Raw genomic sequence first — 26,013 nt, 5'->3', positions numbered from 1 at the left:
GGGGCGCAGGCGGGCCGTGCATACGCCGGTCTATGAGGCTTCGTCACCTTCGTCCGGTTCGCCCATCTCGCCGGTCAGCGCTGGTCCGGTCAGTTCCGGCCCGGTCAGCGCGGGTCCGGTCAGTTCTGGTCCGGTCAGTTCTGGTCCGGTCAGTTCCGGCCCGGTCAGCGCTGCCCCGTTCAACTCCGCCCCGTTCGGCTCCGCGCCGATCAGCTCCGCACCGGTCAGTCCCGGCGCCGACGGGCGCGGCCGAGGCCGCGCCACGGTGGGTGCCGCGCCGGTGCCGGCGCCGTCGTGGCCCGAGGACCAGCGAGCGTACGAGGACCAGCGCCCGCCCCGCGACGAACCGTCCTGGAACCGCCCTCGGCCCGGGGAGCAGGGTCGCGGGGTGCCGGTGTACGGGCAGCCGTCCGGTCCCGGCCGCCAGCCCGGTCCTGGGCAGCCCGTTCCTGGGCATCAGTCCGTTCCTGGGCATGTTGGCCCTGGGCACCAGGCCGTTCCTGGGCATGCTGGTCCTGGGCACCAGTCCGTTCCTGGGCAGCCTGGTCCTGGGCAGCAGGCTGGTCCTGGGCAGGCTGGTCCTGGGCAGGCTGGGGCTGGGCAGGCTGGTCCTGGGCACTACGGTCCCGGGCAGGGCGGTCCTGGGCAGCCGGGCCAGTACGGTTCCGCTCGCCCTTCCGGCGCCGCCCCCGGCCGCGCAGGCGTGCCGGTATCCCCCGGCCACCCGCAGGGCATGCCCGCCGCCCCCATCTCCCCCGGCCATTCCGGTAGGCCACCGGCCGGACGTGCTCCCCAGCAACCGGCCGCCGACCAGTGGGGCCGCGGTCCCGTGCCACCGCAGGGCTACAACGCCCGCCCCGGCTACCAGCCCGGCGCGGCCCCTCCCGGCCAGCACACTCCCGGCCACAACCCTGTCCAGGGATCACACACGCCCGGCCAGCACACTCCTGGTCAGCACGCTCCTGGTCAGCACGCCCCTGGTCAGCACGCGGCCGGTCAGCACCATCTCGGTCAGCAGGGTCCGGTGCCGCCTGGTCCGATGCCGCCGAACGTTCCCGGCCGCGCCCCGCTGCCTCCGCAGCACTCCGGCGGTCCGGGTATGCCGCCGCCGGCTCGTTTCGCCGGCCCGGTACCGCCCGGCGCTCCCGGTGGACATCCGCGCGGTCCCCAGGACCCCGACTTCCGCGATTCTGGTCTCCAAGGCCGCCGTCCCGTACCCGAGCAGCAGGCTCCCTGGTCCGGTAACGCGCCCGAACAGGCCCGCCCCGATCAGCAGGGTCCCTGGTCCGGTGCCGACGGTCGTCCCCCGGTCGATCAGGGTCGTTCCGAGCAGCGGAATCCGTGGTCCGGGCCCGAACAGCAGGGTCCCTGGTCGAGCGGTGACGCGCGCCCGGCGCCCGGTCCGGTATCGCCGGCCGGCGGCGCCTACGGCAGTGCCCGCCCGGCGCCGCCCGAGGCGTTCCCGGCGCGGCCGGAGGATCGGCGTGGGCCTCGCGAAGGTCGTACCCCGGAGGCGCCTTTCGATCTGCGCCCGGTACCGCAGGAGCGCAACGCCCCGGCACCCTCGCGTCCGGCGCCGCAGCCCACCCGGATGACGCCGCAGCAGCCGGTCATGCCGCCCGCTGCGATGTACCCGCACGGCCCCCAGCCCGTCTCCGGCCCCGGCACCACCCCGGCCCACCCGGTGTCGGGCCCCGCCGCCACCCCCACGCACCCGGTGTCGGGCCCGGCCGTTCCCGGCGCCCACCCTGTGCATCCGGTGTCCGGCGTCGCCGGCTCCGCTGCCGCGCCTGTGCACCCGGTGCCGGACCCCGGTGTCCTGCCTGTGCAGCCGGTTTCGGGCACGGCCGCACCTGGCGTGTACCCGGTCTCCGGCACGCCCGCGCCCGGCGTGGCTCCCGTCTCCGGACTCGGGGTCGGCGGCGAGAGTGTCGCTGCCGAACCTCGTCCCGCGGCTCACTCACGGCCCGATGAGGTTGCTGACGAGGAGAGTTCGGCGCGGGGGCGGCACGCCAGTGGGGTCACCGCCGGTTATCCCACCATCAGCGAGCCCGCGCCCGCCGTCGACGAGGAGCCGCACGGGCTCGGGTGGTTGTTGTCGCAGAGCGGGTACGGCGGTACCACTCCCGTCATCGAACCCGGAGCCGAAGAGGCCGTCGCGGCCGAGCCGGTCGCTGAGGTGCGGCCGCAAGGGTGGTTCGCGCCTGCCGTCGAGGCCGACGACGAGCCGGAGCCCGAGGACGAGCCGGAGGTCGAGGACGAGCCGGAGGTCGAGGACGAGCCGGAGGTCGAGGACGAGCCTGTTGTGGTCGAGGCCGTCGTTGACGAGCCGGTTGAGGACGTGGCCGTCGTTGAGGAACCGGTCCTGGTCGAGCCGATCGTGATCGAGCGGATTCTGGTGGAGCCGGAAACGGTCGAGCCGGTTGAGGACGAGGTCGTCGAGGCCGAAGTCGTTGCCGACGAGACCGTCGTGGACGAGCCCGTCGCTGAGGAGCCGGTCGAGGACGAACCGGTCGCTGCAGACGAACCGGTCGCTGAGGAAGAGCCTGCCGCTGAGGACGCGGAGCCGGCTGCCGAGGTCGACGAGCCTGCCGCTGAGGTTGAAGAACCTGAGTTCGATCAGGCGTTCGCTGACTTCCAGGCTTATGCGGATACGTCTCGGGAGCAGGTTGAGGAGCCTGAGTTCGACAAGGCGTTCGCGGACTTCCAGGCCTATGCCGACACTGCGGCCGCCGAGCCCGCGGAAGAGCCCGCGGACGAAGCCGAGGAAGAGCCCGCAGACGAGACCGAGGAAGAGGTCACGGAAGAGGCTGCGGAAGAAAGCGAGCACGAAGACGAGGCTGCGGAAGAGCCCGAACCAGAGCCCGAGCCCGCGCCCCTCGTCATCGCCACCTCGCTCGCCGCGACCGTGCCCGACGACGACAGCGCGCCCGTTGAAGCGCTGACCGCCACGACGACCCCAACCAGCGAGTCCGTCTCCCCGGTGACCGAGAACGAGCAGGATGCCTCTTCCGTGGAGGGTTCGGCTCGGTTGTCCGTACCCGAAAGCGCCCCTGTTCGTCAGCGGCGGGATCAGAGGGCTTCTGCGGATCGGCGGCGGGCGGATCCTGAGGAGATTCTGGCGTCCTATTCGTGGACCTTTGATCCTCAGACACTGCGTGAGCAGGTGGATGACCCGGATCGGCTGTGGGATCTCGCCGATCGGCTCACGGACCGGCTGGAGTTCGCGGAGCGGGACAATGTGCGGGCCGGGCTGCTGGGGCTGCGTGCGGTCGTGTCGCGTGTGCTCGGTGAGCTGGACGACGCGCTCGCCGATGCTCGTGAGGCGATGACGCACGCCGAAGCCAGCGGAGAGTTGCGTCCGATTTCGATCGCCAAGGCTCGGCTGGCTCAGGTGTTGCAGTGGCGGGGTGAGTTCGCCGAGGCGGACCGGCTCTACGCGCAGGCCGAGTCGGTGGAGCTGCCGTCCCGGACGCGCGCCGAGATCCTCGAGCTGGCCGGCCGGTCGGCGTTCGAGCAGGGGCGTCATCTGGAGGCCGTGAACCACTTCGAGCGGGCCCTGGACGTGCGCCAGGGCGGCGATCCGGAGCTGGTGGAGCGGATCGAGCTGGCCCTCGACACGATCGGGCGCAAGGCCATCGACGGCGGCTGGGGTCCGTATCCGCGCACCCGCGACGAGCTGCTCGGCCTTCCGGCCTCGCCGATGCCTCTGATCGACGAGGGCACAAACCTCTGGGGGTACGCCGCCGCGGTCGAGCCCCGCTACGCGGAGGTCACGCCGTTCACCGAGGGCGTGGCGTGGGTGCGCCGCCCCGACGAGACCGGCTGGGAACTGATCGACACCACTGGCGACCGACAAATCGGAAATGTCGGGTATGTCGCCGTCACGCCCTTCAGTGACGGCCTGGCCTGGGTCACCAAGGGTGACGGCGGCTGGATCCTGATCGACAGGCGGGACCGGATCGTGGCGCAAACCTCCTACGAGGAGGCGAAACCCTTCCGGGGCGGCCTCGCGCTGATCCGCCAGGGCGGCCTGTGGGGCGCCGTCGACAGGCAGGGCCGGATCGCGGTGCCGCCGCGCTGGCAGGCCTTCACCACGACGCTGCACATCGGCGGCGCGGTGGACGGCTTCAGCGACGAGGGCCTCGCCGTGGTCGAGAGCGACGGCAAGCGGGGCGTCGTGGACCGGACCGGGCGGGTCGTGATCGAACCGGCGTACGCGGACCTCGTGATCCACCCGTCGGCGTTCCTGGTGGCCGACGATCGCGGTAGGTGGGGTGCGGTGACCCGCAAGGGCGAGCCGCTGATCCTGCACATCCACCCGGACCGGGCCGCGGCCGCGGCAGCGATCGACGAGGAACCGCGACCGGTCCTTTAATAAGAAGTCCTGTAGAACAGGGAGATGAAACACCGTCATCTCGGCCGCTCCGGCCTGCTGGTCAGCGAGATCGCCTACGGCAACTGGATCACCCACGGCTCCCAGGTCGAGGAGGACGCCGCGCTCGCCTGCGTGCGCGCGGCCCTCGACGAGGGGATCACCACGTTCGACACGGCGGACGTCTACGCCGGCACCCGCGCCGAGGAGGTGCTGGGCCGGGCGCTGAAGGGCGAGCGCCGCGAAGGCCTGGAGATCTTCACGAAGGTCTACTGGCGCACCGGGCCGGGCGCGAACGACAGCGGCCTGTCCCGCAAGCACATCATGGAGTCGATCGACGGCTCTTTGAAAAGACTAGGGACCGGGTACGTCGACCTCTACCAGGCGCACCGCTACGACCACCACACGCCGCTCGAGGAGACCATGGAGGCGTTCGCCGACGTGGTCCGCCAGGGCAAGGCGCTCTACATCGGCGTCTCGGAGTGGAGCGCCGAGCAGATCCGCGCGGCCAAGCCGCTCGCCGACGAGCTGCGGATCCGCCTCGTGTCGAACCAGCCGCAGTACTCGATGCTGTGGCGGGTCATCGAGGCCGAGGTGGTGCCGGCCTCGGTCGAGCTGGGTCTCGGCCAGATCGTCTGGTCACCGCTCGCGCAGGGTGTGCTGACCGGCAAGTACAAGCCGGGTCAGCAGCCGCCGTCCGGGTCGCGGGCCACCGACGAGAAGTCCGGCGCCGGGTTCATCGCCCGCTGGCTGGAGGACGACGTCCTGACCCGGGTGCAGCAGCTGCAGCCGCTCGCCGACCAGGCCGGGCTCACCCTGGCCCAGCTCGGCGTCGCCTGGGTGCTGCAGAACCCGAACGTCTCGGCGGCGATCATCGGGGCGTCCCGGCCCGAGCAGGTCCGGGACAACGTGAAGGCCTCCGGGGTGGAGCTGGACGCCGGCCTGTTGAAGGCGATCGACGAGATCGTGGACCCGGTGGTGACCCGCGACCCGTCGCTGACGTCCAGCCCCGCGAACCGGCCTTAACTACTCCAGAACCTCATCAGGTCGAATCCGAGGGCGTAGAGCCACGGATCCACGTTGATCAGCCCGGCCAGCCAGTTCACCAGGTCGTAGAAGTACTCGCCCACCCGCGTCTGCCACAACAGCAGGAACAGCAGGAGGAAGCCCCACGGGGCGACGAGGTTCCACGCGCGCTGGTAGGCCGGGCTCATCCACGGCGCGATGATGCTGCCGCCGTCGAGGCCCGGAACCGGCAGGAAGTTCAGCACGCTCGCCGTCACCTGGAGGAACGCGATCAGGGCGAGCGCCGCCCAGAACTCCAGATGGTCGGCGCCGGACAGGCTGTATTGCCCACTGACCGTCGGGGACAGCTCCGGGGCCAGCCCGGCCAGGAACGGCACCGCCACGATCAGCGCGAGGACCACGTTGGTCAGCGGGCCGGCCGCGCTGATCAGCGAGTCCTTGAGCCGGCTGCGGATGTATCGGTGGTCGACCCAGACCGCGCCGCCGGGAAGGCCGATGCCGCCGAGGATCACCACGATCACCGGCAGCACGATGGAGAGCAGCGGGTGGGTGTACTTCAGCGGGTTGAGCCGCAGGTATCCCCGTTCCGCCACGCTCAGGTCGCCGGAGAAGTAGCCGGTGACCGCGTGTGCGTACTCGTGCAGGCAGAGCGAGATGATCCAGCCCGAGATCACGAAGAGGAAGACGTCGAGCTTGACGTTCCCGAATCGGGTCCAGGTCATGAAGCCGCTCACCGCGAAGACCGCGACGATCCCGACGAAGACCGGGCTCGGCACGAAAGCGTTGCGCGGCGCCCGGGTGTAGACCGGTTCGTATGTCACGTCAGTCCGCCGGCAACAGGCTCATCTGATAGTCGACCCGGTCGTCCTCGACCAGCACGACAGTGGTGACCCCGGCGCTCTGCAGCTCACGCCACTCCTGCCCGATCCACGACTCGGCGTCGGCCTGGCTGCTGAACGTCTCGGCCGGTCCTTCGACGGGCTTGCCGTCGACGTCCTCGTACCGCCAACTCCACGGCATTGAGCCGCCCCCTCACGTAGTCCGTCGGTGGGCTTCCACCCTACGGCGTAACGGCGTGCGGACCGGCTCTAAGGTACGGGGCATGTCCGAAGATCGGTGGAACACGGTCCTGGTGCTCGGCGGGATCCGCTCCGGCAAATCCGCGTTCGCCGAATCCCTGGTGGCAGACGCGCCGTCGGTTCGGTACGTCGCCACCGCGGTAGGCGGCGAGGACGACCCGGAATGGCTCGCGCGGATCGATGCGCATCAGCGTCGCCGGCCGCAGTCGTGGTCGACCGAGGAGACCGGCGCCGACCCGGCCCGGCTCACCGCCCTGCTCACCGAGGCGAAGCCGGACGAGACGCTGCTCGTCGACGACCTCGGCGGGTGGGTCGCGGCGGTGCTCGACCCGGCGCGCCAGCCCAACGACGACGAGGCCGACGTGGCGGCGCTCGCCGAGGCGGTGCGCGGCACCGAGGCGCGCGTCGTGCTCGTCAGCCCCGAGGTGGGGTTGTCGCTCGTGCCGGTCACCCCGGTCGGGCGGGCGTTCGCCGACGCGCTCGGTGTGACGAACCAGGCACTGGCCGGAGCATGCGACGGCGTCGCGCTCGTGGTGGCCGGCCAGGCGACCTGGCTCAAGAAGGAACCGCCCGCGCCCCGCCCGGAGCCGAGCCCGGCCCCGGCGATGCCGTCGACGCCCCCGCCGCCGCCCGCCGCGATGCCGGAGCCGACCGTGGTGGCCCCGCAGGTGGAAGAGCCCGCGCAGGAGGCGGATCAGACCACTCCCCTCGCCTCGGTCCTGGCCGGCGCCACCACCGCGCTCCCCCTCGTCTCCTCCGGCCTCACCGAGATCGCCCCGGGCATGGACCTCCCCCTGCCCAGCAGCGAGACCGGTCCGGAGGCCCGCGAGCGCCTCGCCACCATCGACCTCCCCGGCGCCGGCCTGGGCGCGTTCGCCGAGGCGGTCGAGTTCGCGGCGGCCACCCAGGACACCGTCACCCCGCGCCCGTGGACCGCGGTGCGGCTCATGCTGATCGCCGGCGACCACGCGGGCGGCGCGGCGACCGGCGCCGACCCGTCCGACCTGGAGCGCCGGATCGCCGACGCCGAGCGGGGCGGCGGCCTGCTGGGCCGGCTCGCTGGCGAGGCCGGCGCGGACATCTCGGTGCTGCGCGCCGGCGAGTCGGCCGCCATGGAGGACGGCCCGGTCACCGACGACGAGACCGTCGCGGCCGCGCTGCGCCGGGGCTGGCAGCTCGCCGACGCCGCCGCCGACGCGGGCCGGGACGCGATCCTGCTGGCCGGCCTCGGCGCCGGCCTCGAGGCGGTCGCCACCGCCGTGCTGGCGGCCACGACCGGCGCCGAGCCGGTCGCCATGCTGCCGCGGGTGCTGGTGCCGGGCGGCCGGTACGACGACCACGCCTGGATGGTGCGCTGCGCGGCCATCCGGGACGCGCTGCACCGCATCCGCCAGGAGCCGCGCGGGGCCACCGACATCCTGCGCGAGCTGGGCGGCCCGGACCTGGCCGTGGCGACCGGCGTGCTGCTCGGCGCGGCGGCCCGCCGGATCCCGGTGCTGCTGGACGGCCCGCTCGGCATCGCGGCCGGCCTGGTGGCGCGGGACCTGGCGTCGCAGACCCGGCACTGGTGCCTGCTGCCCGAGGCGGGCACGCTCGCGCTGGTGCGGCAGGGCGCCGACGTCCTCGGCCTCACCCCGGTCCTGAGCACCGGGCTGGACCTCGGCGAGGGCGCGAACGCCCTGGCCGTGCTGCCGGCCCTGCGCACCGCGATCGGCCTGGCCTCGGCGCTCCCGGTGCACCCGGGAATGCTGGCCGAGCAGAGCGTCGCCGACGACGTTGTTTGACGGGCTCCGGCTGGCGGTCTCCACCCTGACCGTCCTGCCGGTGCGGGCCGGTCGCTGGGACCGGCACACGGCGGCCGTGGCGATGTCCCTGGCGCCGCTGGTGGGCGTGCTGCTGGGGGCGATCCTGGCGGCCGTGGGCGAGGGTCTGCGGCAGCTCGGATCGCCCGCGCTCGCCGTCGGCGCCGTCACGGTGACGGCGGCGGCACTGCTGACCCGCGGCCTGCATCTGGACGGCCTGGCCGACACGGTGGACGCGCTCGGCTCCTACCGGTCCGGCGCGGACGCCCTGGACATCATGAAGAAGTCGGACATCGGCCCGTTCGGCGTGGCGGCCATCGCCGCGACGCTGCTGATCCAGGCCGCCACCCTCACCGCTGCGGCGCCGCTCATGGTGATCACGGCGTGGGCCACCGGCCGTCTCGCCATCACGATCGCCTGCCGCCAGGGCGTTGCCGCCGCCCGGCCCGAGGGTCTCGGCGCCATGGTGGCCTCGACCGTGCCCCTGCCGATCGTGCTGACCGCCGCGGCCCTGGTGGCGGCCCTGGCCGCTGCCGCGACACCGGGCCGTCCGTGGCAGGGGCCGGTCGCCGTCGCCTGCGCGAGCTTCGCGGTGGTCCTTCTGGTGCGCCATTGCGTACGTCGGTTCGGCGGCATCACCGGCGACGTCCTGGGCGCGGCAGCCGAGACAGCGACGACAGTGACCCTGCTGGCGCTGACCCTCAACCCCTGACCCCGCACGCACAGCGCACCCCGACGTTGCGTGTTGAGCCGGGGCGCGAACCGAACCCGAACTCAACACACACAGCGCACCCCGACGTTACGTGTTGAATCGGGGTGCGGATCGAACCCGAACTCAACACACTGTGGGGCCGCCCTGGGACGTCAGCGGACCGACGGCGTCACGAACGGCAGCTTCACCAGCTTGGCCTCGACCCGGCGGCCCCGGATGTCGACCTCGACCGGGTCGCCCTCGCGGAGACCGGCGGCGGTGTCGACGAGGGCCAGCGCGATGCCGACCTTCCTGGTCGGGGAGAACGTGCCGCTCGTCGTCTCGCCGACCCGGTTCTCCCCCTCGTACACATGCATGTGACCACGCGGGATCCCGCGCCCGGTGATCTCCAATCCCCGGAGCTGGCGCCGGGGTCCGGCGGCCTTCTCGGCGAGAAGCGCGTCGCGGCCCCAGAACGCCGGCTTGTCCCAGCCGACCGCCCATCCGGAGCGCGCCTGCACCGGCGAGATGTCCAGGGAGAGCTCCTGGCCGTGCAGCGGGTAACCCATCTCGGTCCGCAGGGTGTCCCGGGCGCCGAGGCCGCAGGGGCGCACCCCGGCCTCGATCAGCGCGTCCCAGACCGCCCCGGCGTCGTCCCACCCGACCACGAGCTCGTAGCCGTGCTCACCGGTGTACCCGGTCCGGCAGACGATCAGCTCGGCGCCGTTCACGGTGGCTCCGTCGAACGACATGTAGTCGTGCCCGGTCGGCAGACCGAGCTTCGTCAGCACCTCGGCCGAGCGCGGGCCCTGCACGGCGAGGACCGCGTGCGACCGGTGCTCGTCGGTCACGGTGATCCCGTCCGGCGCGGCGGCGGTCAGGCGGCGGACCACCTCGGCCGTGTTCGCCGCGTTCGGGATGAGGAAGACGTGGTCGTCGCCGTAGAGGTAGGCGATCAGGTCGTCCACCACGCCGCCGGACTCGTCGCAGCAGAGCGTGTACTGCGCCTGGCCGGGACGGATGCGCCCGAGGTCGTTGGTGAGGCAGGAGTTCACGAAGGCGGCCGCCCCGGCGCCGCGCACCCGGGCCTTGCCGAGGTGCGAGACGTCGAACACGCCGACGCCCTCGCGGACAGCCGCGTGCTCGCGCAGGACTCCGCCGCCGGCGTACTCGATCGGCATGTCCCAGCCTCCGAAGGAGGCGAACTTCGCCCCCAGCGCGGCGTGGCGTTCGTGCAGCGGGGAGTGCAGAAGCTCGGCAGACATGAGACTCAACTTACCGGTGACCTTGGTGGTGGTTAGAGTCGCGGGGACAGCACTTGCTTTCCCACCAGCCGGGAGCGCGCCCACCGGTAGCGCACCGGCCCCACGAGTCCCGGAGTGCCCGAGTGACCCAGCCCAGCCTCAGCCTGGTCGACACCGACCCGGCCGAATTGGCGGTCGATGCCATCGTCATCGGCCTGCACAGCCAGCCCGACGAGGACGGCGCGCTGCTGCCCGCCGCCGGCGCCGAGAGCATCGCCGCGGCGTTCGACGGCAAGCTGACCGCGACGCTGGCTCTGCTCGGCGCGAGCGGCGCGCCCGGTGAGGTGACCAAGCTCGCCACGCTCGGCACGGTGTCCGCGCCCCTGCTCGTCGCGGTCGGCCTCGGCAACGAGCCGACCGGCCCCGCCCCCGATCTGGAGACCCTGCGCCGTGGCGCGGGCGCCGCGGTCCGCGCGCTGGCCGGCAGCCGTACCGTCGCCCTGGCCCTGCCGTCCGCCGACGACGCGGACGCCGCCCCGGTGCTGCGCGCCGTCCTGGAGGGCGCGCTGCTCGGCGGCTACCGGTTCGCCGGTTACAAGACGAAGCCGCAGAAGGGCCGCCGCGACCCGGTCGCCGACCTGCAGCTGCACGTGCCGGACGCGGCCGACGAGACCGCGCGGGCCGAGGTCCGCCGCGCCGAGGTGGTGGCCCGCGCCGTCCGCCTCACCCGCGACTGGGTCAACGAGCCGCCGAACGTGCTGCGCCCGGCCGACTTCGCCGACCGCGTCGCCGCGGCCGCCGAGGGCACCGGCCTGGAGGTCGAGGTGCTCGACTTCGAGCAGCTCAAGGCCGGCGGGTACGGCGGCATCGTCGCGGTCGGCCAGGGCTCGGAGGCCCCGCCGCGCCTGGTCAAGCTCAGCTACACGCCGGAGGGCGTGACCGACCCGAAGCGCGTCGCGCTGGTCGGCAAGGGCATCACCTTCGACACCGGCGGCGTCAGCATCAAGCCGGCCGCCGGCATGTGGGAGATGAAGTCCGACATGGCCGGTGCGGCAGCGGTCGGCGCCACGATGCTGGCGATCGCCGCGCTGAAGCCGGGCGTCGCGGTCTCCGGGTACCTCGCTATCGCCGAGAACATGCCGTCCGGTTCGGCGTACCGCCCGGGCGACGTCATCACCATGTTCAACGGCAAGCGGGTCGAGGTGTTCAACACCGACGCCGAGGGCCGGATGGTGCTCGGCGACGCGATGGCGCGGGCCTGCGCCGACGGCACCGACTACCTCTTCGAGGCGTCCACCCTGACCGGTGGGCAGGTCATCTCGCTCGGCAAGCGGATCGCCGGCCTGATGGGCTCGGACGAGGCCACCGCGCTGGTCGAGGCGGCCGGCGCCGTGGTCGGCGAGCCGGCCTGGCGGATGCCGCTGCCGGACGACGTCCGCAAGGGCATGGAGTCGGAGATCGCCGACATCTGCCAGACCAACGCGAACCTGGACCGGGCCGGGCACATGCTGCAGGGCGGCGTGTTCCTGCGGGAGTTCGTGGCCGAGGGGGTCGAGTGGGCGCACATCGACATCGCCGGCCCGAGTTACCACACCGGCGAGGCGAACGGGTACTGGACCAAGGGCGGCACCGGCGTTCCGGTGCGGACCTTCCTCCAGCTCATCGACAACCTCTAGGCGCGTTTCTGGCGCTCGTTGTAGTCGCGCATGCGTTGCGGGTAGCCCATCAGCTTGACGTCGTAGATCGGCAGCGAGAGCTGGTGGGCGAACCGCCGCGCGACCTCGGGCGACTCGATGCGGCGGCGGGTCCACTCGCCGTCGTGTGCGACAAGCAACAGCGTGGTCTCGGTCACTGTGGTCTGCGGTTCGATGAATGCCTCAACACCGCGCTTCGACCTCACGAATTGCGTAAGATGATCCAGATCGGCCTGGTCAACCCGCCGGCTGCTGGGGCCACCGGACTTCCCGCGTCGCCGAAACCAAGCCACTACGCCTCCCTGCTCGCAATCCGTCAAGCGTACGGCGACGCGCCGAGTTCAGGGGCACCTGACTGCATTGACCGGGTCCGCAAGTGACAAGATGTCGGTGACGGGACTGTGACCGTTTCCATTGTGTGACCCACACGGAGACGATGCGACCACTGGAGTCAACGTGAGCCAGCCCAACGGCGGAACCTTCGACATCGTCATTCTCGGCGCCGGCAGCGGTGGGTACGCGGCCGCGTTGCGTGCGGCGGAACTCGACCTCAAGGTGGCCTTGATCGACAAGGCCGAACTGGGCGGGACCTGCCTGCACCGCGGATGCATCCCGACCAAGGCGCTGCTGCACGCCGCCGAGATCGCCGACCAGACCCGCGAGAGCGAGCAGTTCGGCGTCAAGGCCGACCTCGTCGGCATCGACATGGCCGGGGTCAACTCGTACAAGGACGGCGTGGTCAGCCGCCTCTACAAGGGCCTGACCGGTCTGCTCACCCACAACAAGAACATCACGGTGGTGCAGGGCGAGGGCAAGCTCGTCGGCAAGGACACCGTGGAGGTGAACGGCCAGCGCTACACCGGCCGCAACATCATCCTCGCGACCGGCTCCTACTCGCGCACCCTGCCCGGCCTCGACGTCGACGGCACCCGGGTGATCACCAGCGAGCACGGCCTCAAGATGGACCGCGTCCCGTCCTCGGCCATCGTGCTGGGCGGCGGCGTGATCGGCGTCGAGTTCGCCAGCGTCTGGAAGTCGTTCGGCGCCGACGTCACGATCATCGAGGCCCTGCCCCGCCTGGTCGCCGCGGAGGACGAGGAGATCTCGAAGCAGGTCGAGCGCGCGTTCCGCAAGCGGAAGATCAACTTCAAGGTCGGCAAGCCGTTCGAGAAGGTCGAGAAGACCGACAACGGCGTCAAGGTGACCATCGCCGGCGGCGAGACCCTCGAGGCCGAGGTGCTGCTGGTCGCGGTCGGCCGCGGCCCGGTCACCGCGAACCTCGGCTACGAGCAGCAGGGCATCACGCTCGACCGCGGCTTCGTGATCGTCAACGAGCGGCTGCACACCGGCGTCGGCAACATCTACGCCGTCGGCGACATCGTCCCCGGCCTCCAGCTCGCGCACCGCGGCTTCCAGCAGGGCATCTTCGTCGCCGAGGAGATCGCCGGCCAGAACCCGGCCGTGATCGACGAGGCCGGCATCCCGCGGGTCACCTACTCCGACCCCGAGGTCGCTTCGATGGGTCTCACCGAGGCGAAGGCCAAGGAGAAGTACGGCGCGGACAAGGTCTCGACGTACAACTACAACCTCGGCGGCAACGGCAAGAGCCAGATCCTCAAGACCGCGGGCTTCGTGAAGCTGGTCCGGGTCAACGAGGGCCCGGTGGTCGGCGTCCACATGGTCGGCGCCCGGATGGGTGAGCTCGTCGGCGAGGCGCAGCTCATCTACAACTGGGAGGCCTTCCCGGAGGAGGTCGCCCAGCTCGTACACGCCCACCCGACGCAGAACGAGGCGCTGGGCGAGGCCTTCCTCGCGCTCGCGGGCAAGCCCCTGCACGCGCACAGCTGATTCCAGCGATCCGATCGTTCTTAAGGAGTTTGGGGAAAAATGCCGGTATCGGTAACCATGCCGCGGCTGGGTGAGAGCGTCACCGAGGGCACCGTCACGCGCTGGCTCAAGCAGGAGGGCGAGCGCGTCGAAGCCGACGAGCCGCTGCTCGAGGTCTCCACCGACAAGGTCGACACCGAGATCCCGTCGCCCGCCGCGGGCGTGCTGTCCCGGATCGTGGTCGGCGAGGACGAGACCGCCGAGGTCGGCAGCGAGCTCGCCGTCATCGCCGGTGACGGCGAGGACGCCGGTTCGTCGGAGCCCGCGCCCGCCCAGGAACAGCCCGCCCAGCAGCAGCCCGCCCAGCAGCAGGAGGAGCAGGCCGAGGAGCCCGAGCCCGCCGCGCTGAACACGCCGTCGACCGAGAAGCCGGTCGAGGAGGAGACCCCCGCGCCGCAGACCGCGTCCGCCGGTTCGGGCGAGGGCACTGAGGTCAAGCTGCCCGCGCTCGGTGAGAGCGTCACCGAGGGCACCGTGACCCGCTGGCTCAAGCAGGTCGGCGAGACCGTCGAGGCCGACGAGCCGCTGCTCGAGGTCTCCACCGACAAGGTCGACACCGAGATCCCGTCGCCGGTCGCCGGCACGGTCCTCGAGATCAAGGTCGCCGAGGACGAGACCGCCGAGGTCGGCGCCGTGCTCGCCGTCATCGGCAGCGGCGCTCCCGCCAAGCAGGAGGCGCCCGCGCCGAAGCCGGAGCCCAAGCCCGAGCCGAAGCAGGAGGCCCCCAAGCAGGAGGCCCCGAAGCAGGAGGCCCCGGCTCCGCAGCCGCGGATCGAGTCGGCTCCGGCCCCGCAGATCGGCGAGTCCTACGCGACCCCGTCGCCCGCGGCCGAGACGAAGCAGCCCGCGGCCTCGTCGCAGCCGGCCGCTCCGTCTCAGCCGGCCGCCCCGGCCGCCGAGACGGTCAAGTCGAACGGCGCCGGCGACGCCGGTTACGTCACGCCGCTGGTCCGCAAGCTGGCCGCCGAGAAGGGCGTGGACCTGTCCAGCCTGACCGGCACCGGCGTCGGCGGCCGCATCCGCAAGCAGGACGTGCTGGACGCCGCCGAGAAGGCGGCCGCCGCCAAGGCCGCCCCGGCTCCGGCCGCGGCGCCCGCCACCGCTGCTCCGGCTGCGAAGGCCGCCCCGAAGGCCGAGCCGAGCCCGCTGCGCGGCCGCACCGAGAAGCTCACCCGCATCCGGGCCACCATCGCCCGGCGCATGGTCGAGTCGCTCCAGGTCTCGGCGCAGCTCACCACGGTGGTCGAGGTGGACGTCACCAAGATCGCCAACCTGCGGAACAAGGCGAAGGCCGACTTCCAGGCCAAGCACGGCGTGAAGCTCACCTTCCTGCCGTTCTTCGCCCTGGCCACGGTCGAGGCGCTGCAGCAGCACCCGGTCGTCAACTCCTCGATCGACGTCGAGGCCGGCACGGTCACCTACCACGGCGCCGAGCACCTCGGCATCGCGGTGGACGCGCCGAAGGGCCTGGTCGTCCCGGTCATCAAGGACGCCGGCGACCTGAACCTCGGCGGTCTGGCCAAGCGGATCGCGGACCTCGCGGACCGCACCCGCAACAACAAGATCGGGCCGGACGAGATCGGCGGCGGCACGTTCACGCTGACCAACACCGGCAGCCGGGGCGCGCTCTTCGACACCCCGATCATCAACCAGCCGCAGGTCGGCATCCTCGGCCTCGGCGCGGTCGTGAAGCGCCCGGTCATCGTCAACGACCCCGAGCTCGGCGAGATCATCGCGCCGCGCTCGATGGTCTACCTGGCCCTCAGCTACGACCACCGGATCGTGGACGGCGCCGACGCCGCCCGCTTCCTCGGCACGCTGAAGGAGCGGCTGGAGGCCGGCCACTTCGAGGCGGAGCTCGGTCTGTAAGCACAGCGGTATCGAGAACGGGGCACGCCGAAAAGGCGTGCCCCGTTCCGTTTGTCAGCACGGGATCTCCGGGAAAGAATCGGTACATGCGGATCGTCATGTCCGGCGCCTCGGGCTTCCTCGGCACCCGGCTCACGGACCGGCTGCGCCAGAGCGGCCACGACGTCACCCGGCTGGTGCGCCGCCCGGCGTCCGGCCCGGGCGAGGCCACCTGGGACCCGGATCAGGGCCGGCTCGACGCCGCCGTGCTGGCCGGCGCGGACGCGGTGATCAACCTGTCCGGCGCGAACGTCGGCGACCACCGCTGGACCGCCCGCTACAAGCGGGTGCTGCGCGCCAGCCGGCTGAACACCACCGACACCATCGCCCGGACCCTCAAGCAGCTCCCCGAGGCCGACCGGCCACGCGCCCTGCTCCAGTCCTCCGGCGTGGGGTGGTACGGCGACACCGGCGAGCAGGCCGTCACCGAGGAGGCGCCGGCCGGCACCACGTTCCTGGCCGACCTGTGCCGGGTGTGGGAGGCCGCGGCCCGGCCGGCCGAGGACGCCGGCGTGCGCGTGGTGCTGCTGCGCACCGCCCCGGCGATCGACGCCTCGGGTTCCCTGGTCAAGCCGCTGCTGCTGCCGTTCAAGCTGGGCGCCGGCGCCCGGATCGGCGGCGGCCGGCAGTGGATGGCGTGGGTGGCCCTCGCCGACTGGCTGAACGCCGCGGAGTTCCTGCTCGAGCGAGAGGACGTGGCCGGCCCGGTCAACGTGGTCGCGCCGAACCCGGTGCGCAACGCCGACTTCACCCAGGCCCTGGCGCGCGAGCTGAACCGGCCGGCGCTGCTCGCGATCCCCGGGCCGGTGCTCGACCTGGCGATCGGCGAGCTGGCCGGGGAGGCGCAGCGCAGCCAGCGGGTGCTGCCGGGGGTGCTGTCCGGCGCCGGCTTCGCCTGGGCCTACCCGACGATCGGCGCGGCGCTGGCCGCCTCCTTCGGCGGCGGCCACGCGACGGTTCCCTAAAGCCCGTTCGGCGGCGGTCACGCGACGGTTCCCTAAAGCCCGTTCGGCGGCGGTCACGCGACGGTTCCCTGAAGCCCGTTCGGCGGCGGTCACGCAACGGTTCCCTGAGATTTGGCCGTGAAGGCGCTGTGGGCCCCCGGATGCCAGGCGCGCTCTTGCTAACCTGCGCCTGATGTCCGTCGCCGCCCCCGCACCCGCAGCCTCCGCCGACCCGCCCGCGAATCCGGTCTCCGCACGACCGGGATCCCGGCCGTGGCGCGCCCACCTCACCGTCGCGCTGATCGCGCTGGCCCTCGCCGTCTACGTGACGAGCGGGCTGTGGCGCGACCCGTACCGGCACGTCCTCGCGGACAACGTCGGCGACCAGGCGTGGTTCGAATGGCTGCTGGGCTACGGCGTCTACATGCTGGGCAACGGCTCGGATCCGTACTTCACGCACATGATGAACGCGCCGCTCGGCGTGAACCTCGCGGCGAACACGTCGATCACGGTCTACACGGTGCTCTTCGCGCCGCTGACCCACCTGGCCGGCCCCCAGGTCACCTTCGTGACCATCCTCACCCTGAACCTCGCCGGCTCGGCCTTCGCCTGGTACCTGTTCTTCCGCCGCTGGCTCGCCGTGTCGCCGTTCGCGGCCGGCCTCGCCGGCATGTTCTGCGGGTTCGCGCCCGGCTTCGTGGCGCACGCGAACGGCCACCTGAACTGGTCGGCCGGCTGGGTCGCGCCGTTCGTGCTCTGGCGGGTCATGAAGCTGCGCGAGGAGGGCCGCTGGCTGCGCAACGGCCTGCTGCTCGGCCTCGCGCTCGCGATCGGCTTCTCGGTGGCGCCGGAGGGCCTGTTCTACGTCGCGATCGCGAGCGGCATCTTCATCGGCGTGTGGTCGTGCGCCAGGGCGGTACGGCACGAGGCCCTCGCGGCGCTAGGAACGGTCGTGAAGGCGCTCGGGGTGGCCGCCGTGGTCGCCGGGGCGCTGCTGGCGTACCCGCTCTACATGCACTTCGCCGGCCCGCAGACGTTCTCCGGCACCGGCTTCAACCAGCGCTACTTCGTCGAGGACGTGGCCGCGTACTTCTCGTATGCGAGCCGGTCGGTGGCCGCCCTCTTCGGCCTCGGCTCCGACCTGGGGCCGAACGCCACCGAGGAGACGTCCTTCTTCGGCGTACCCATGATGATCTTGATGGTCGTCGCGTTCGTGATCCTCTGGAAGCGCGCGGACCCGGGCCGCCGCGCCACCCTGCGGGCCGTCGGCGTGACCGGGCTGGCCTTCATGATCCTGTCGTGGGGACCGCGGTTCAACTGGGGCGGCGCCGAGACGCCCATCCCGCTCCCCTACGCCGGCCTCGCCTACCTGCCGCTCTTCGACTCGGCGCTGCCGCTGCGGTTCGCGCTCGCCCTGGTCGGCGTCTTCGGCATCCTGCTGGCATTCCTGGTAGACAAAATCCCGACATTTCCGAAAAATCGGAAAATCACCATCGCAGGCGCCCTCGCCGTCAGCCTCGTCCCGATCCTCCCACTCCCCCTGCGGATCCAGGAGCGCTCGGCCGAGCCCGACTTCATCGCGAACGGCACCTGGCAGCAGTACGTCAGCGAGAACGGCGTGCTCACCGCGCTGCCGTTCGCCCTCAACGTGCACGCCGACGGGCAGCGCTGGCAGGCCTACACGATGGCCCGCGGCGGCGCCCAGTTCCGCATCCCGGACGGCTACTTCCTCGGCCCGATGACCACGGGTGAGGCCGGGAAGAAGGAGATGGGGCGGATCGGCGCCCCGCCGCAGGCCACCGACTGGCTGTTCACCCGGGCCGCGCTCTACGGCTACGTGCCGCGCCTCACCAACGCCGACCGGGACCGTGCCCGCTCCGACTTCGCCTACTGGGGCGTCGAGGCGGTCTTCCTGGCCGACGAGATCACCGGCTCGGACCACAAGACGCTGTTCCGCCAGGCCGTGCTGACCGCCGCGACCGACCTGCTCGGCGAGCCGGAACGGGTCGACGACGTGCTCCTGTGGCGGATCCGCCCAGGGGTCGACCCGGTCGATCAGTGAGTAGTCTGAAGGCTGTGACTACTGATGTGCTGACCGTCCTCCGCCCCGGCCTGGTCGACTACGTCGAGGCGTGGGAGGAGCAGAAACGCGTGCACGAGGCGGTCGCCGACGGTTCCCGGCCGGACACGATCCTGCTGCTGGAGCACCCGAGCGTCTTCACCGCGGGCAAGCGCACCGAGCCCGCCGACCGGCCCTTCGACGGCACCCCCGTCGTCGACGTCGACCGCGGCGGCAAGATCACTTGGCACGGTCCGGGTCAGATCGTCGGCTACCCGATCATCAAGCTGCCCGATCCCGTCGACGTGGTGGCCTACGTGCGCCGCGTCGAGCAGATGCTGATCGACGTCTGCGCCGAGTTCGGGGTGACCGCCGAGCGCGTCGACGGCCGCAGCGGCGCCTGGATCAAAGCGACCGACGGCGGTCTCGACCGGAAGATCGCGCAGATCGGCATCCGGGTGGCCCGGGGCGTGACGCTGCACGGCTTCGCGCTGAACTGCGACTGCGACCTGTCCAACTTCAACCGCTTCATCCCCTGCGGCATCCGCGACGCCGGCGTGACGTCGCTGAGCGCCGAGGTCGGCCGCCCGGTGCCGGTCGCCGAGGTCATGCCGGTGGTCGAGCGACACCTGAAGACGCTGTTCTGATGGCGCTCTACCGTAATTCCCAGGACAAACGCGTCTTCGTGCCGACCAAGAGCGGCGGGGTGGTGCTCAATTTCGGTCACCCGATCGCTTGGACGATCCTGGTCTGCACCACGATCGTCCCGTTCGCCATCGTCGCGGTGGTGACCATCGCGGTGTTCCTCTGAAGAGCCTTTCATGGGTACGAGGGGAAGCCTCCCCTCGTACCCATGATGGTTTTGATCTAGGGCGCGAGCCGCTGCAGGTCCCGGGGGAACGCCGTCACCTCGCGGACGTTGACGGCGCCGACCAGTCGTGCCACCAGCCGTTCCAGGCCGATCGCCCACCCGCCGTGCGGCGGCATGCCGTAGCGGAATCCGTCGAGGTAGCCGCGGTACGGCTCGATCGGCTCACCGGCCCGCCCGAGCGCCTCCACATAGTCCTCGTAGCGGTGCAGCCGCTGCCCGCCGGTGACGATCTCGAGGCCCTTGAACAGCAGGTCGAAGCCGTTCGAGTGGACCGGGTCCGGCGACGGATGCGTGTAGAACGGCCGCTTCCGCATCGGATATCCGGTCACGTAGACGAACGCGGACCCGTGCTCGCGCAGCGCCCACTCGCCGAGGGCCCGCTCGTGCGCCGGCGCCAGGTCGGGCTCGTCCTCGGGCGCGCCGGCGATCCGCAGCGCCTCGGTGAAGTGCACCGCCGGGATCTCGGCCGGCACCTCCGGCGTCACGAACCCGGTCCGGGCGGTGACCTCGGCGAACATGCCGTTCAGCGTTCCCGTGAGGGCGCGCATGACGTCCCGGTGGTCTTCGATGAAACCCATCTCGGCGTCGAGTGAGGTGTACTGCGCGAGGTGCCGCGCCGTGTCGCTCGGCTCGGCCCGGAACACCGGACCGACCTCGAAGACCCGCTCGAAGACGCCGACCATGAGCTGTTTGAAGAACTGCGGCGACTGGGCGAGGTAGGCCGGCCGTCCGAAGTAGTCGAGCTGGAAGACGTTCGCCCCGGACTCGGTCGCCGACTCCACGATCTTCGGCGTCTGGATCTCGACGAACCGCTGCTCCTCCAGCGCCTTCCGGAAGCCTGCGGTGGCGGCCGCGGCGATCCTGAGGTTCAGCGCGCGGGCCGGGTGCCGCAGCGCCAGGGCGGCGTGGTCGAGCTGGGTGTTCAGGCCCGCGCTCAGCACGGGCCGATGCATTTCGAAGGGCAGGGGTACGTCGACCCCGCTGAGAACCCTGATCTCGGGCGACGTCAGCTCGACCTGGCCGGTTGCGGTCACGATGCCGGTGACCTCGACGACGGAGCCCTCCGGGATCTCGATCGCCTCGGTGGTCACGACCTGGCTGAGCCCTTCGACGTCCCGGACGATCAGGAACGTCACGCTCTTGAGCCGGCGTACACGATGGACCCAACCGGCAATCCGGACTTTTTCGCCTTTATGCTCTTTTAGCTGGATAGAGAGGATGCGTTGCATGGCTGTGGACCTCCTCTGTGACTGCAACGCGGCCCCAGGGAGGTGCGGGCGAGCGGGATCCTCGCGGTACCACCGCACCTTCACGCTTTTCGCAAGCGCCTCTTGTCGTGCTCGGCTCCGGGGCGTCACTCCCATCACTGCCGTGACGGGCAGGTTAACGGAGTGCTTCCCGCGCTCGCACGCCATTTACCGGGCACTGGTGAGCGCCGTCACACAAACGCCCACGTGAGCCTCGTCGCCCACGCGATACGCCCGGCGCTCTCCGGCGTAACCTCGGGGTTGTGACTATTGCTCCCGAGGGCCGCCGCATGCTGCGCATCGAGGCGCGCAACGCCGAAACTCCCATCGAGCGGAAGCCGCCGTGGATCAAAGTCAAGGCGAAGATGGGCCCTGAATACACGCAGATGCGTGGTCTGGTCCAGAAAGAGGGTCTGCACACGGTCTGCCAGGAGGCCGGCTGTCCCAACATCTACGAGTGCTGGGAAGACCGCGAAGCCACCTTCCTCATCGGTGGCGACCAGTGCACCCGCCGCTGCGACTTCTGCCAGATCGACACCGGCAAGCCCGCCGAGTTCGACGCCGACGAGCCCCGCCGGGTCGGCGAGTCCGTCGCCACGATGGGCCTGCGCTACGCCACGGTCACCGGCGTCGCCCGCGACGACCTGCCCGACGGCGGAGCCTGGCTCTACGCCGAAACCGTCCGGCAGATCCACAAGCTTCAGCCGGGCTGCGGCGTCGAGCTGCTGATCCCCGACTTCAACGCCGAGCCCGCGCAGCTCGCCGAGGTCTTCGGCGCCACGCCCGAGGTCCTCGCGCACAACGTCGAGACGGTCCCGCGCATCTTCAAGCGCATCCGCCCCGGCTTCCGCTACGAGCGCTCCCTCGACGTGATCACGCAGGCCCGCGCGGCCGGCCTGGTCACCAAGAGCAACCTGATCCTGGGCATGGGCGAGGAGCGCGCCGAGATCTCCGCCGCCCTCCGCGACCTGCACGCGGCCGGCTGCGAGCTCATCACCATCACGCAATACCTGCGTCCCACCCCGCGCCACCACCCGGTCGAGCGCTGGGTGAAGCCGGAGGAGTTCGTCGAACTCCGCGAGGAGGCCGAGCAGATCGGTTTCGCCGGCGTGATGTCCGGCCCGCTGGTCCGCTCCTCCTACCGGGCCGGCCGCCTCTACAAGCAGGCCCTGGAAGCCCGGGGCTGATCTGTCAACGACAGCAACCCACGACCTTCACCGGCCGTGGGTTGCTGTCGTTCTCACTTCTTCTTGGACTTCTTGTCCTTCTTGTCCTTCTTCGCGGAGCCCGTCCCGGCCCCGGCTGTTTCCGGCGCCACCATCGGCATGAGCATCTTCCAGAAGATCAGCACCATGGGCGCGACCCAGGCCCACCACGGCACGCCGCTCCCGGCCCCGAACACGTTCTCAACCACCTGATAGCTCACATCAAGAGCAGATTCCACGACAGGCCTCCGAGCGATAGAAGGATCGCCGGTGAGGATCGACGCGGTCCCGCCGCACTTGAGAAATCCGGGGCGGCGAGGCTCTTGAGGCCGCTCTCCCCCGCACCCACCAGGAGTCTTCGCTGGATCCAGCGGGCGAGGGCCTGCGCGGTCAGCGCCGACCGGCCGACCTGCACCCCGGCACGGCCAGAACCGACACGGAGAACGCCCATTGAGTCGACCTTCGCCACCGTCCGGGACCGCACCAAGGCCACCGAAGGCCCGGGCTCAGAGGCAGCCGGGCTCGCGATAGCGTTCGCTCAACAGCGGTGGCGGACGGTCAACGCACCCCACCCGGTCGCCGGCACCCGCTTCGCGGCGAACTCGTCGAACGAACCGAGAGGGCCGCGGCGTGAACAGGCCGACCACACGATCTGGCCTTTCACGTGGAAGGCACTCACCTCGTCGACGCCCTGACCCGGCGAGCGCCCCAGCACGGCTGGACCCTGCTGTTCCCGGACCGCCATCCGAACGCCGGCGGCCCGAACCACCACGCCGCCTACCTGGAGAACTCCGACGGCTTCGAGGTCGAACTCGTCTCACCACCCCTCAGACCAGGCCCAGCCGACGCCCCACAACCGCCGCCTCCACCCGATTCCCCACTTCCAGCTTCGCCAGAATCCGCGAAACGTGCACACTCGCCGTCTTGGGCGAGATGAACAACTCCCGAGCGATCCCGCTGTTGCTCAACCCCTCGGCCACGAGCCGCAACACCTCCAGCTCGCGAACCGTCAGCAGCTCCGACGACCCCGCCCCGGGCCGGACCCCCAGCCGCCGCCCCAGCACCTCCGCCTCACCGAGGAGCGGCCCCGCCCCCAGCCGTTCCCCGATCTCCACGGCCTCCGCGAGCGCCTCCCCCGCCGCCCCGCGGTCGCCGGCCGACGCCTCGGCGTACGCCAGCAGCGCCCGGGCCAGCTGATAGGGCTGCCCGTCACGGCGCCACGCGTCGACAGCCGCCCGCCACGCCCCCACCCCACCGTCGAGCAGAGCGGTGACCTCACGAGCGCACGCCCGCTCGGCCGGGTAGCGGGCCGGCAGCGACCCGGCGATCTCCCGGATCGACTCGCGCAGCGGCTCGTCGGCGATCCGGGCGGCCGCGACCAGCAGGGGCCACCCGTAGCGCGGCCGCTCGAACACTCCGGGATCCCGGACGGCGGTCCGCGCGAAGGGCAGGGCGACCGAGGCGTCGGCGAGGAGGCGCAGCTCGAGCAGCGTCACCCGGGCCTCGGCGCTGAGGAACGGCTTCGTGAGGAAGCCCACGGCCCGGCCGGCCAGCGCCGCCGCGCCGGGGTGCCCGCGGGCGAGCCGGATCCGGGAGCGCAACCGCAGCCACGGCAGGGCGAGAACGCCGGGCGGGTCCTGCCGGGCGGCCTCGGCGAGCCGGGCGTCGGCCTCGTCCCACCGGCCGAGGGCCATCAGCGCCTCGGCGTGGTTGGCGAGGAGGTAGACCCCCGTCGTGCGGCTCACCCCGACCCGGTCGGCGTCCGGGATGCCCTCGAGGGCGGCGGCCGCCGAATCCGCGTAGGCCCCCATCTCGAACAGCGAGTCGGAGATGTTGACCAGGCCGTGTGCGAAGTTCGGCGCGTCGCCGGCGGCGCGGGCCCGCTCGACGGCCCGGCGCATGGCCGGCAGCCCTTCCTCGGCGCTGAGCCGCCCGCCGCACACCTTCCCGAAGATGATGTCGGCGGTCAGCTGGGCGGCCTCGTCGCCGAACGCCTGGGCGGCGTCCTTGACCTCCTGCGCGATCCGCCCCGCCTCGTCGCCGTCGACGGCCGACATCTGGTAGGCCACGTCGCCGAGCAGTTCGAGCCAGGCCATGTCATGTGGCGCGGACCGCAGCAGCCGGAGCGCCTCCCGGGTCTCCGCGGCGCCGTCGCTCTTGCCGGCGTTGCGCAGCAGCTTGCCCCGGCGGATCAGCAGCCGGGCGGCCCGCAGCGGCTCGGCCTCGGCGTCGAGGTCGGCGAGCGCCGCGCGGGTGAGGCTGAGCGCCCGCATGTGGTCACCGGAGTCGATCGCGACGAGCGCCGCCTCCTCCAGCAGATCGAGGTGGGTGGTGCCGAGACGGTCGGCCGCGTCCGGCACCTGCTCCCAGAGCTCCAGCACGCGGTCGAGCAGGCGGGCCTGTTCCGCGTACGCATATCGGCAGCTCGCCGACTCGGCAGCGCGACGCGCGGCAACCAGCGCGCGCGGATGATCGTGCGCGGCGTGCCAGTGATGGGCGATCTCGGCGGGCGCGCGGTCGGGCGCGACCAGGTGGGGTTCCGCCTCGACGGCCTCGGCGTAGCGTGCGTGCAGCCGGGCGTGCTCCCCGGGCAGCAGGTCGTCGTGGATGGCCTCGCGGACCAGGGCGTGGCGGAACTCGTAGCCACCGGACGGATCGAACACGATCAGCTGGGCCGCCACCGTGGCCCGGAGCGCGGACTCGAGCGCCGCCTCGTCCATCCCGGCGACCCGGGCGATCAGCTCGTGGCCGAACTGGTTGCCGCCCACCGCACCCACCCGCAGCACCCGCTGAGCCCCGTCGGGCAGCTGGTCGACCCGGGAGAGCAGCAGGTCGCGCAGCGTCTCCGGGATGTCGCCGCCGCCCGGGTCGGCGGAGGAGGCGAACTGCTCGATGAAGAACGGGATGCCCTGCGCCCGCTCGCAGACGGCGTCGACGGTGGGCGCGTCGGGCTCGGCGCCGAGGAGGTGGCCGAGCAGCTCGGCGGTGCCGTCGCGGTCGAGCCGGTCGACCTCGAGCCGGTGCACGCCGCGGACCCGGTCGAGCTCGGCCAGGAACGGCCGCAGCGGATGGCCGCGGTGCAGCTCGTCGGTCCGGTAGGTGACGATGACCAGCAGCCGCTGGACCCGGACGGAGCGCAGAAGGTAGCCGATGAGATCGCGGGTCGAGCGGTCGGCCCAGTGCAGATCCTCGATCATGAGGATGACCGGCTGCTCCTCGGCGAGCCGGGCGAAGAGCGCGCCGACCAGCTCGAACAGCAGACCCCGGCGGGCCTCGGCGAGGTCGGGCGGCGGGCCGAGCTCGGGCAGCAGCCGGGCGAACTCGGACTCCCTGCCGGCGAACACCCCGGAGCCCTCGCGGCGGGCCAGCTCGCGCAGCGCCGCGGCGAACGGCGCGAACGGCAGGCCCTCCTCGCCGAGCTCCAGGCATTGCCCGTGGAGCACGCGGACCGGCTCGCCGTCGAGCGAGCGGCAGAACTCCTCGACGAGCCGGGTCTTGCCGACGCCGGCCTCGCCGCCGACCAGCACGGCCGACGGCTCGGCGCCGCGAACCCTCTTGAGCGCGTCGTGCAGCGTCGCCAGGTCGGCCTCCCGGCCGACCAGAACCGTGCTGGACGCGCTCACCGTCATGGATCCGAGCATGCCACGGGGGTGCGACAGGATTTCGCCGCCGATCATGAGAGCGACTGCTTCGGCGGCCGCCTGAATCGCGGTCTGATCTTCCGGACCGAACGGGCGAGGCGGTACTTCGACGCCTCCCGCTCCAGCTCGGCGGCCTGCGAATGGATGAGTTCGAGCTGCATCTCCGGGTTGGTGAACGGGATCATCGGGTGCTCCTCGACGCGGGAAGGACGCTGGGAAACCGGAACACCCATGACTCTTCGCGCGAAGGTACCGGCCCCACATGGGTCCGCCGCCCGATTCCCGGCCCCCACCCTCCTTACGAAAGGACTCCCGAGGTGCCCAGGACGCCGTAAGGTAC

General features: G+C 71.8%; 22 protein-coding genes and 1 pseudogene. 13 read left to right on the top strand and 10 right to left on the bottom strand.

The window, feature by feature from the left end:
* Positions 1–30: 30 nt before the first annotated feature.
* Positions 31–264 carry a hypothetical protein gene (locus tag AB0G10_RS19830; protein WP_360923360.1) on the bottom strand — a complete coding sequence of 78 codons (234 nt, stop codon included), beginning with the start codon at positions 262–264 and terminating at the stop codon, positions 31–33.
* A 658-nt stretch (positions 265–922) separates the two neighbouring features.
* Positions 923–1,156, bottom strand: a complete 234-nt coding sequence (locus AB0G10_RS19825) for a hypothetical protein (RefSeq protein WP_360923357.1) — start codon at positions 1,154–1,156, stop codon at positions 923–925.
* Positions 1,157–1,591: 435 nt separating this feature from the next.
* On the opposite strand from AB0G10_RS19825, the gene AB0G10_RS19820 reads away from it, so the two are divergent.
* Positions 1,592–4,378, top strand: a complete 2,787-nt coding sequence (locus tag AB0G10_RS19820; RefSeq protein WP_360923354.1) for a WG repeat-containing protein — start codon at positions 1,592–1,594, stop codon at positions 4,376–4,378.
* A gap of 24 nt (positions 4,379–4,402) precedes the next feature.
* Positions 4,403–5,401: an aldo/keto reductase family protein gene (locus AB0G10_RS19815; RefSeq protein ID WP_360923351.1), complete on the top strand. Its 999-nt coding sequence runs from the start codon at positions 4,403–4,405 to the stop codon at positions 5,399–5,401.
* Here the strand turns inward: AB0G10_RS19815 and AB0G10_RS19810 are convergent.
* Together AB0G10_RS19810 and AB0G10_RS19805 are read right to left on the bottom strand one after the other, a co-directional pair.
* Complete coding sequence (locus tag AB0G10_RS19810; protein WP_360923348.1) at positions 5,398–6,222, bottom strand: site-2 protease family protein; 825 nt, start codon at positions 6,220–6,222, stop codon at positions 5,398–5,400. The genes AB0G10_RS19815 and AB0G10_RS19810 overlap by 4 nt on opposite strands.
* Position 6,223: 1 nt before the next feature.
* Positions 6,224–6,421, bottom strand: coding sequence for a hypothetical protein (locus AB0G10_RS19805; protein ID WP_360923345.1), 198 nt, complete (start codon positions 6,419–6,421; stop codon positions 6,224–6,226).
* 82 nt (positions 6,422–6,503) lie between these two features.
* Between AB0G10_RS19805 and AB0G10_RS19800 the strand changes: the two genes are divergently transcribed.
* Both AB0G10_RS19800 and AB0G10_RS19795 read left to right on the top strand, forming a co-directional pair.
* Positions 6,504–8,264, top strand: a complete 1,761-nt coding sequence (locus AB0G10_RS19800; protein WP_360923342.1) for a bifunctional adenosylcobinamide kinase/adenosylcobinamide-phosphate guanylyltransferase — start codon at positions 6,504–6,506, stop codon at positions 8,262–8,264.
* Positions 8,257–8,994, top strand: a complete 738-nt coding sequence (locus AB0G10_RS19795; RefSeq protein ID WP_360923339.1) for an adenosylcobinamide-GDP ribazoletransferase — start codon at positions 8,257–8,259, stop codon at positions 8,992–8,994. Before AB0G10_RS19800 ends, AB0G10_RS19795 begins: the two co-directional genes overlap by 8 nt.
* A 152-nt stretch (positions 8,995–9,146) precedes the next feature.
* Here the strand turns inward: AB0G10_RS19795 and gcvT are convergent, their stop codons facing one another.
* The gene (gene gcvT / locus AB0G10_RS19790; protein ID WP_360923336.1) at positions 9,147–10,238 is read right to left on the bottom strand and encodes a glycine cleavage system aminomethyltransferase GcvT; all 1,092 of its coding nucleotides are present in this window, start codon (positions 10,236–10,238) and stop codon (positions 9,147–9,149) included.
* 122 nt (positions 10,239–10,360) lie between these two features.
* Between gcvT and AB0G10_RS19785 the strand changes: the two genes are divergently transcribed.
* Positions 10,361–11,893, top strand: a complete 1,533-nt coding sequence (locus tag AB0G10_RS19785) for a leucyl aminopeptidase (protein WP_360923333.1) — start codon at positions 10,361–10,363, stop codon at positions 11,891–11,893.
* Here AB0G10_RS19785 and AB0G10_RS19780 read toward each other — a convergent pair.
* The gene (locus AB0G10_RS19780; RefSeq protein ID WP_360923330.1) at positions 11,890–12,204 is read right to left on the bottom strand and encodes a hypothetical protein; all 315 of its coding nucleotides are present in this window, start codon (positions 12,202–12,204) and stop codon (positions 11,890–11,892) included. The genes AB0G10_RS19785 and AB0G10_RS19780 overlap by 4 nt on opposite strands.
* A 163-nt stretch (positions 12,205–12,367) precedes the next feature.
* On the opposite strand from AB0G10_RS19780, the gene lpdA reads away from it, so the two are divergent.
* From lpdA to AB0G10_RS19750, 6 genes are all read left to right on the top strand, one after another.
* Positions 12,368–13,759: a dihydrolipoyl dehydrogenase gene (lpdA, locus tag AB0G10_RS19775; RefSeq protein WP_360923327.1), complete on the top strand. Its 1,392-nt coding sequence runs from the start codon at positions 12,368–12,370 to the stop codon at positions 13,757–13,759.
* A gap of 39 nt (positions 13,760–13,798) precedes the next feature.
* Complete coding sequence (sucB, locus tag AB0G10_RS19770) at positions 13,799–15,667, top strand: 2-oxoglutarate dehydrogenase, E2 component, dihydrolipoamide succinyltransferase (protein WP_360923324.1); 1,869 nt, start codon at positions 13,799–13,801, stop codon at positions 15,665–15,667.
* An 86-nt stretch (positions 15,668–15,753) separates the two neighbouring features.
* Positions 15,754–16,671, top strand: a complete 918-nt coding sequence (locus AB0G10_RS19765; protein WP_360923321.1) for a TIGR01777 family oxidoreductase — start codon at positions 15,754–15,756, stop codon at positions 16,669–16,671.
* A 172-nt stretch (positions 16,672–16,843) separates the two neighbouring features.
* Positions 16,844–18,712: a DUF2079 domain-containing protein gene (locus tag AB0G10_RS19760; RefSeq protein WP_360923318.1), complete on the top strand. Its 1,869-nt coding sequence runs from the start codon at positions 16,844–16,846 to the stop codon at positions 18,710–18,712.
* 14 nt (positions 18,713–18,726) lie between these two features.
* Positions 18,727–19,356, top strand: a complete 630-nt coding sequence (lipB, locus tag AB0G10_RS19755; protein ID WP_360923315.1) for a lipoyl(octanoyl) transferase LipB — start codon at positions 18,727–18,729, stop codon at positions 19,354–19,356.
* On the top strand, positions 19,356–19,520 hold the full coding sequence (locus tag AB0G10_RS19750; protein WP_360923312.1) for a peptide ABC transporter substrate-binding protein: 165 nt from the start codon (positions 19,356–19,358) through the stop codon (positions 19,518–19,520). Before lipB ends, AB0G10_RS19750 begins: the two co-directional genes overlap by 1 nt.
* Before the next feature lie 56 nt (positions 19,521–19,576).
* On the opposite strand, the gene aspS is transcribed toward AB0G10_RS19750, so the two are convergent.
* On the bottom strand, positions 19,577–20,809 hold the full coding sequence (gene aspS, locus AB0G10_RS19745) for an aspartate--tRNA(Asn) ligase (RefSeq protein WP_360923309.1): 1,233 nt from the start codon (positions 20,807–20,809) through the stop codon (positions 19,577–19,579).
* 308 nt (positions 20,810–21,117) lie between these two features.
* Between aspS and lipA the strand changes: the two genes are divergently transcribed.
* Positions 21,118–22,014 carry a lipoyl synthase gene (gene lipA / locus AB0G10_RS19740; RefSeq protein WP_360924938.1) on the top strand — a complete coding sequence of 299 codons (897 nt, stop codon included), beginning with the start codon at positions 21,118–21,120 and terminating at the stop codon, positions 22,012–22,014.
* A gap of 53 nt (positions 22,015–22,067) precedes the next feature.
* Here the strand turns inward: lipA and AB0G10_RS19735 are convergent, their stop codons facing one another.
* Positions 22,068–22,271, bottom strand: coding sequence for a hypothetical protein (locus AB0G10_RS19735; protein ID WP_360923307.1), 204 nt, complete (start codon positions 22,269–22,271; stop codon positions 22,068–22,070).
* Positions 22,272–22,472: 201 nt separating this feature from the next.
* On the opposite strand from AB0G10_RS19735, the pseudogene AB0G10_RS19730 reads away from it, so the two are divergent.
* Positions 22,473–22,727: pseudogene (locus tag AB0G10_RS19730) on the top strand (hypothetical protein); the annotation flags it as partial.
* 132 nt (positions 22,728–22,859) lie between these two features.
* Here the strand turns inward: AB0G10_RS19730 and AB0G10_RS19725 are convergent.
* Together AB0G10_RS19725 and AB0G10_RS19720 are read right to left on the bottom strand one after the other, a co-directional pair.
* Positions 22,860–25,661: an AAA family ATPase gene (locus tag AB0G10_RS19725; RefSeq protein WP_360923304.1), complete on the bottom strand. Its 2,802-nt coding sequence runs from the start codon at positions 25,659–25,661 to the stop codon at positions 22,860–22,862.
* A gap of 44 nt (positions 25,662–25,705) precedes the next feature.
* Entirely contained in the window at positions 25,706–25,858 is a 153-nt protein-coding gene (locus AB0G10_RS19720; RefSeq protein WP_360923301.1) for a hypothetical protein, read from the bottom strand.
* Positions 25,859–26,013: the final 155 nt, after the last annotated feature.

Origin of the sequence: Actinoplanes sp. NPDC023714 (assembly GCF_040639855.1) — a bacterium.
In the GTDB taxonomy this organism is placed as follows: Bacteria; Actinomycetota; Actinomycetes; order Mycobacteriales; family Micromonosporaceae; genus Actinoplanes.
The sequence above is the reverse complement of the archived record's forward strand: the minus strand, read 5'-3'. Positions and strand labels throughout refer to the sequence as shown.

Excerpts from the sequence above, each read along its gene's own strand:
- AB0G10_RS19825 (WP_360923357.1), bottom strand. The coding sequence starts at position 1,156 with ATGTCCACCGGGAGCGCCGGGCGGTACCGGGCCGGCGAAACGAGCCGG.
- AB0G10_RS19820 (WP_360923354.1), top strand. The coding sequence starts at position 1,592 with ATGACGCCGCAGCAGCCGGTCATGCCGCCCGCTGCGATGTACCCGCAC.
- AB0G10_RS19815 (WP_360923351.1), top strand. The coding sequence starts at position 4,403 with ATGAAACACCGTCATCTCGGCCGCTCCGGCCTGCTGGTCAGCGAGATC.
- AB0G10_RS19805 (WP_360923345.1), bottom strand. The coding sequence starts at position 6,421 with ATGCCGTGGAGTTGGCGGTACGAGGACGTCGACGGCAAGCCCGTCGAA.
- AB0G10_RS19800 (WP_360923342.1), top strand. The coding sequence starts at position 6,504 with ATGTCCGAAGATCGGTGGAACACGGTCCTGGTGCTCGGCGGGATCCGC.
- gcvT (WP_360923336.1), bottom strand. The coding sequence starts at position 10,238 with ATGTCTGCCGAGCTTCTGCACTCCCCGCTGCACGAACGCCACGCCGCG.
- sucB (WP_360923324.1), top strand. The coding sequence starts at position 13,799 with ATGCCGGTATCGGTAACCATGCCGCGGCTGGGTGAGAGCGTCACCGAG.
- AB0G10_RS19765 (WP_360923321.1), top strand. The coding sequence starts at position 15,754 with ATGCGGATCGTCATGTCCGGCGCCTCGGGCTTCCTCGGCACCCGGCTC.
- AB0G10_RS19760 (WP_360923318.1), top strand. The coding sequence starts at position 16,844 with ATGTCCGTCGCCGCCCCCGCACCCGCAGCCTCCGCCGACCCGCCCGCG.
- AB0G10_RS19750 (WP_360923312.1), top strand. The coding sequence starts at position 19,356 with ATGGCGCTCTACCGTAATTCCCAGGACAAACGCGTCTTCGTGCCGACC.
- aspS (WP_360923309.1), bottom strand. The coding sequence starts at position 20,809 with ATGCAACGCATCCTCTCTATCCAGCTAAAAGAGCATAAAGGCGAAAAA.
- lipA (WP_360924938.1), top strand. The coding sequence starts at position 21,118 with ATGCTGCGCATCGAGGCGCGCAACGCCGAAACTCCCATCGAGCGGAAG.
- AB0G10_RS19725 (WP_360923304.1), bottom strand. The coding sequence starts at position 25,661 with ATGACGGTGAGCGCGTCCAGCACGGTTCTGGTCGGCCGGGAGGCCGAC.
- AB0G10_RS19720 (WP_360923301.1), bottom strand. The coding sequence starts at position 25,858 with ATGATCCCGTTCACCAACCCGGAGATGCAGCTCGAACTCATCCATTCG.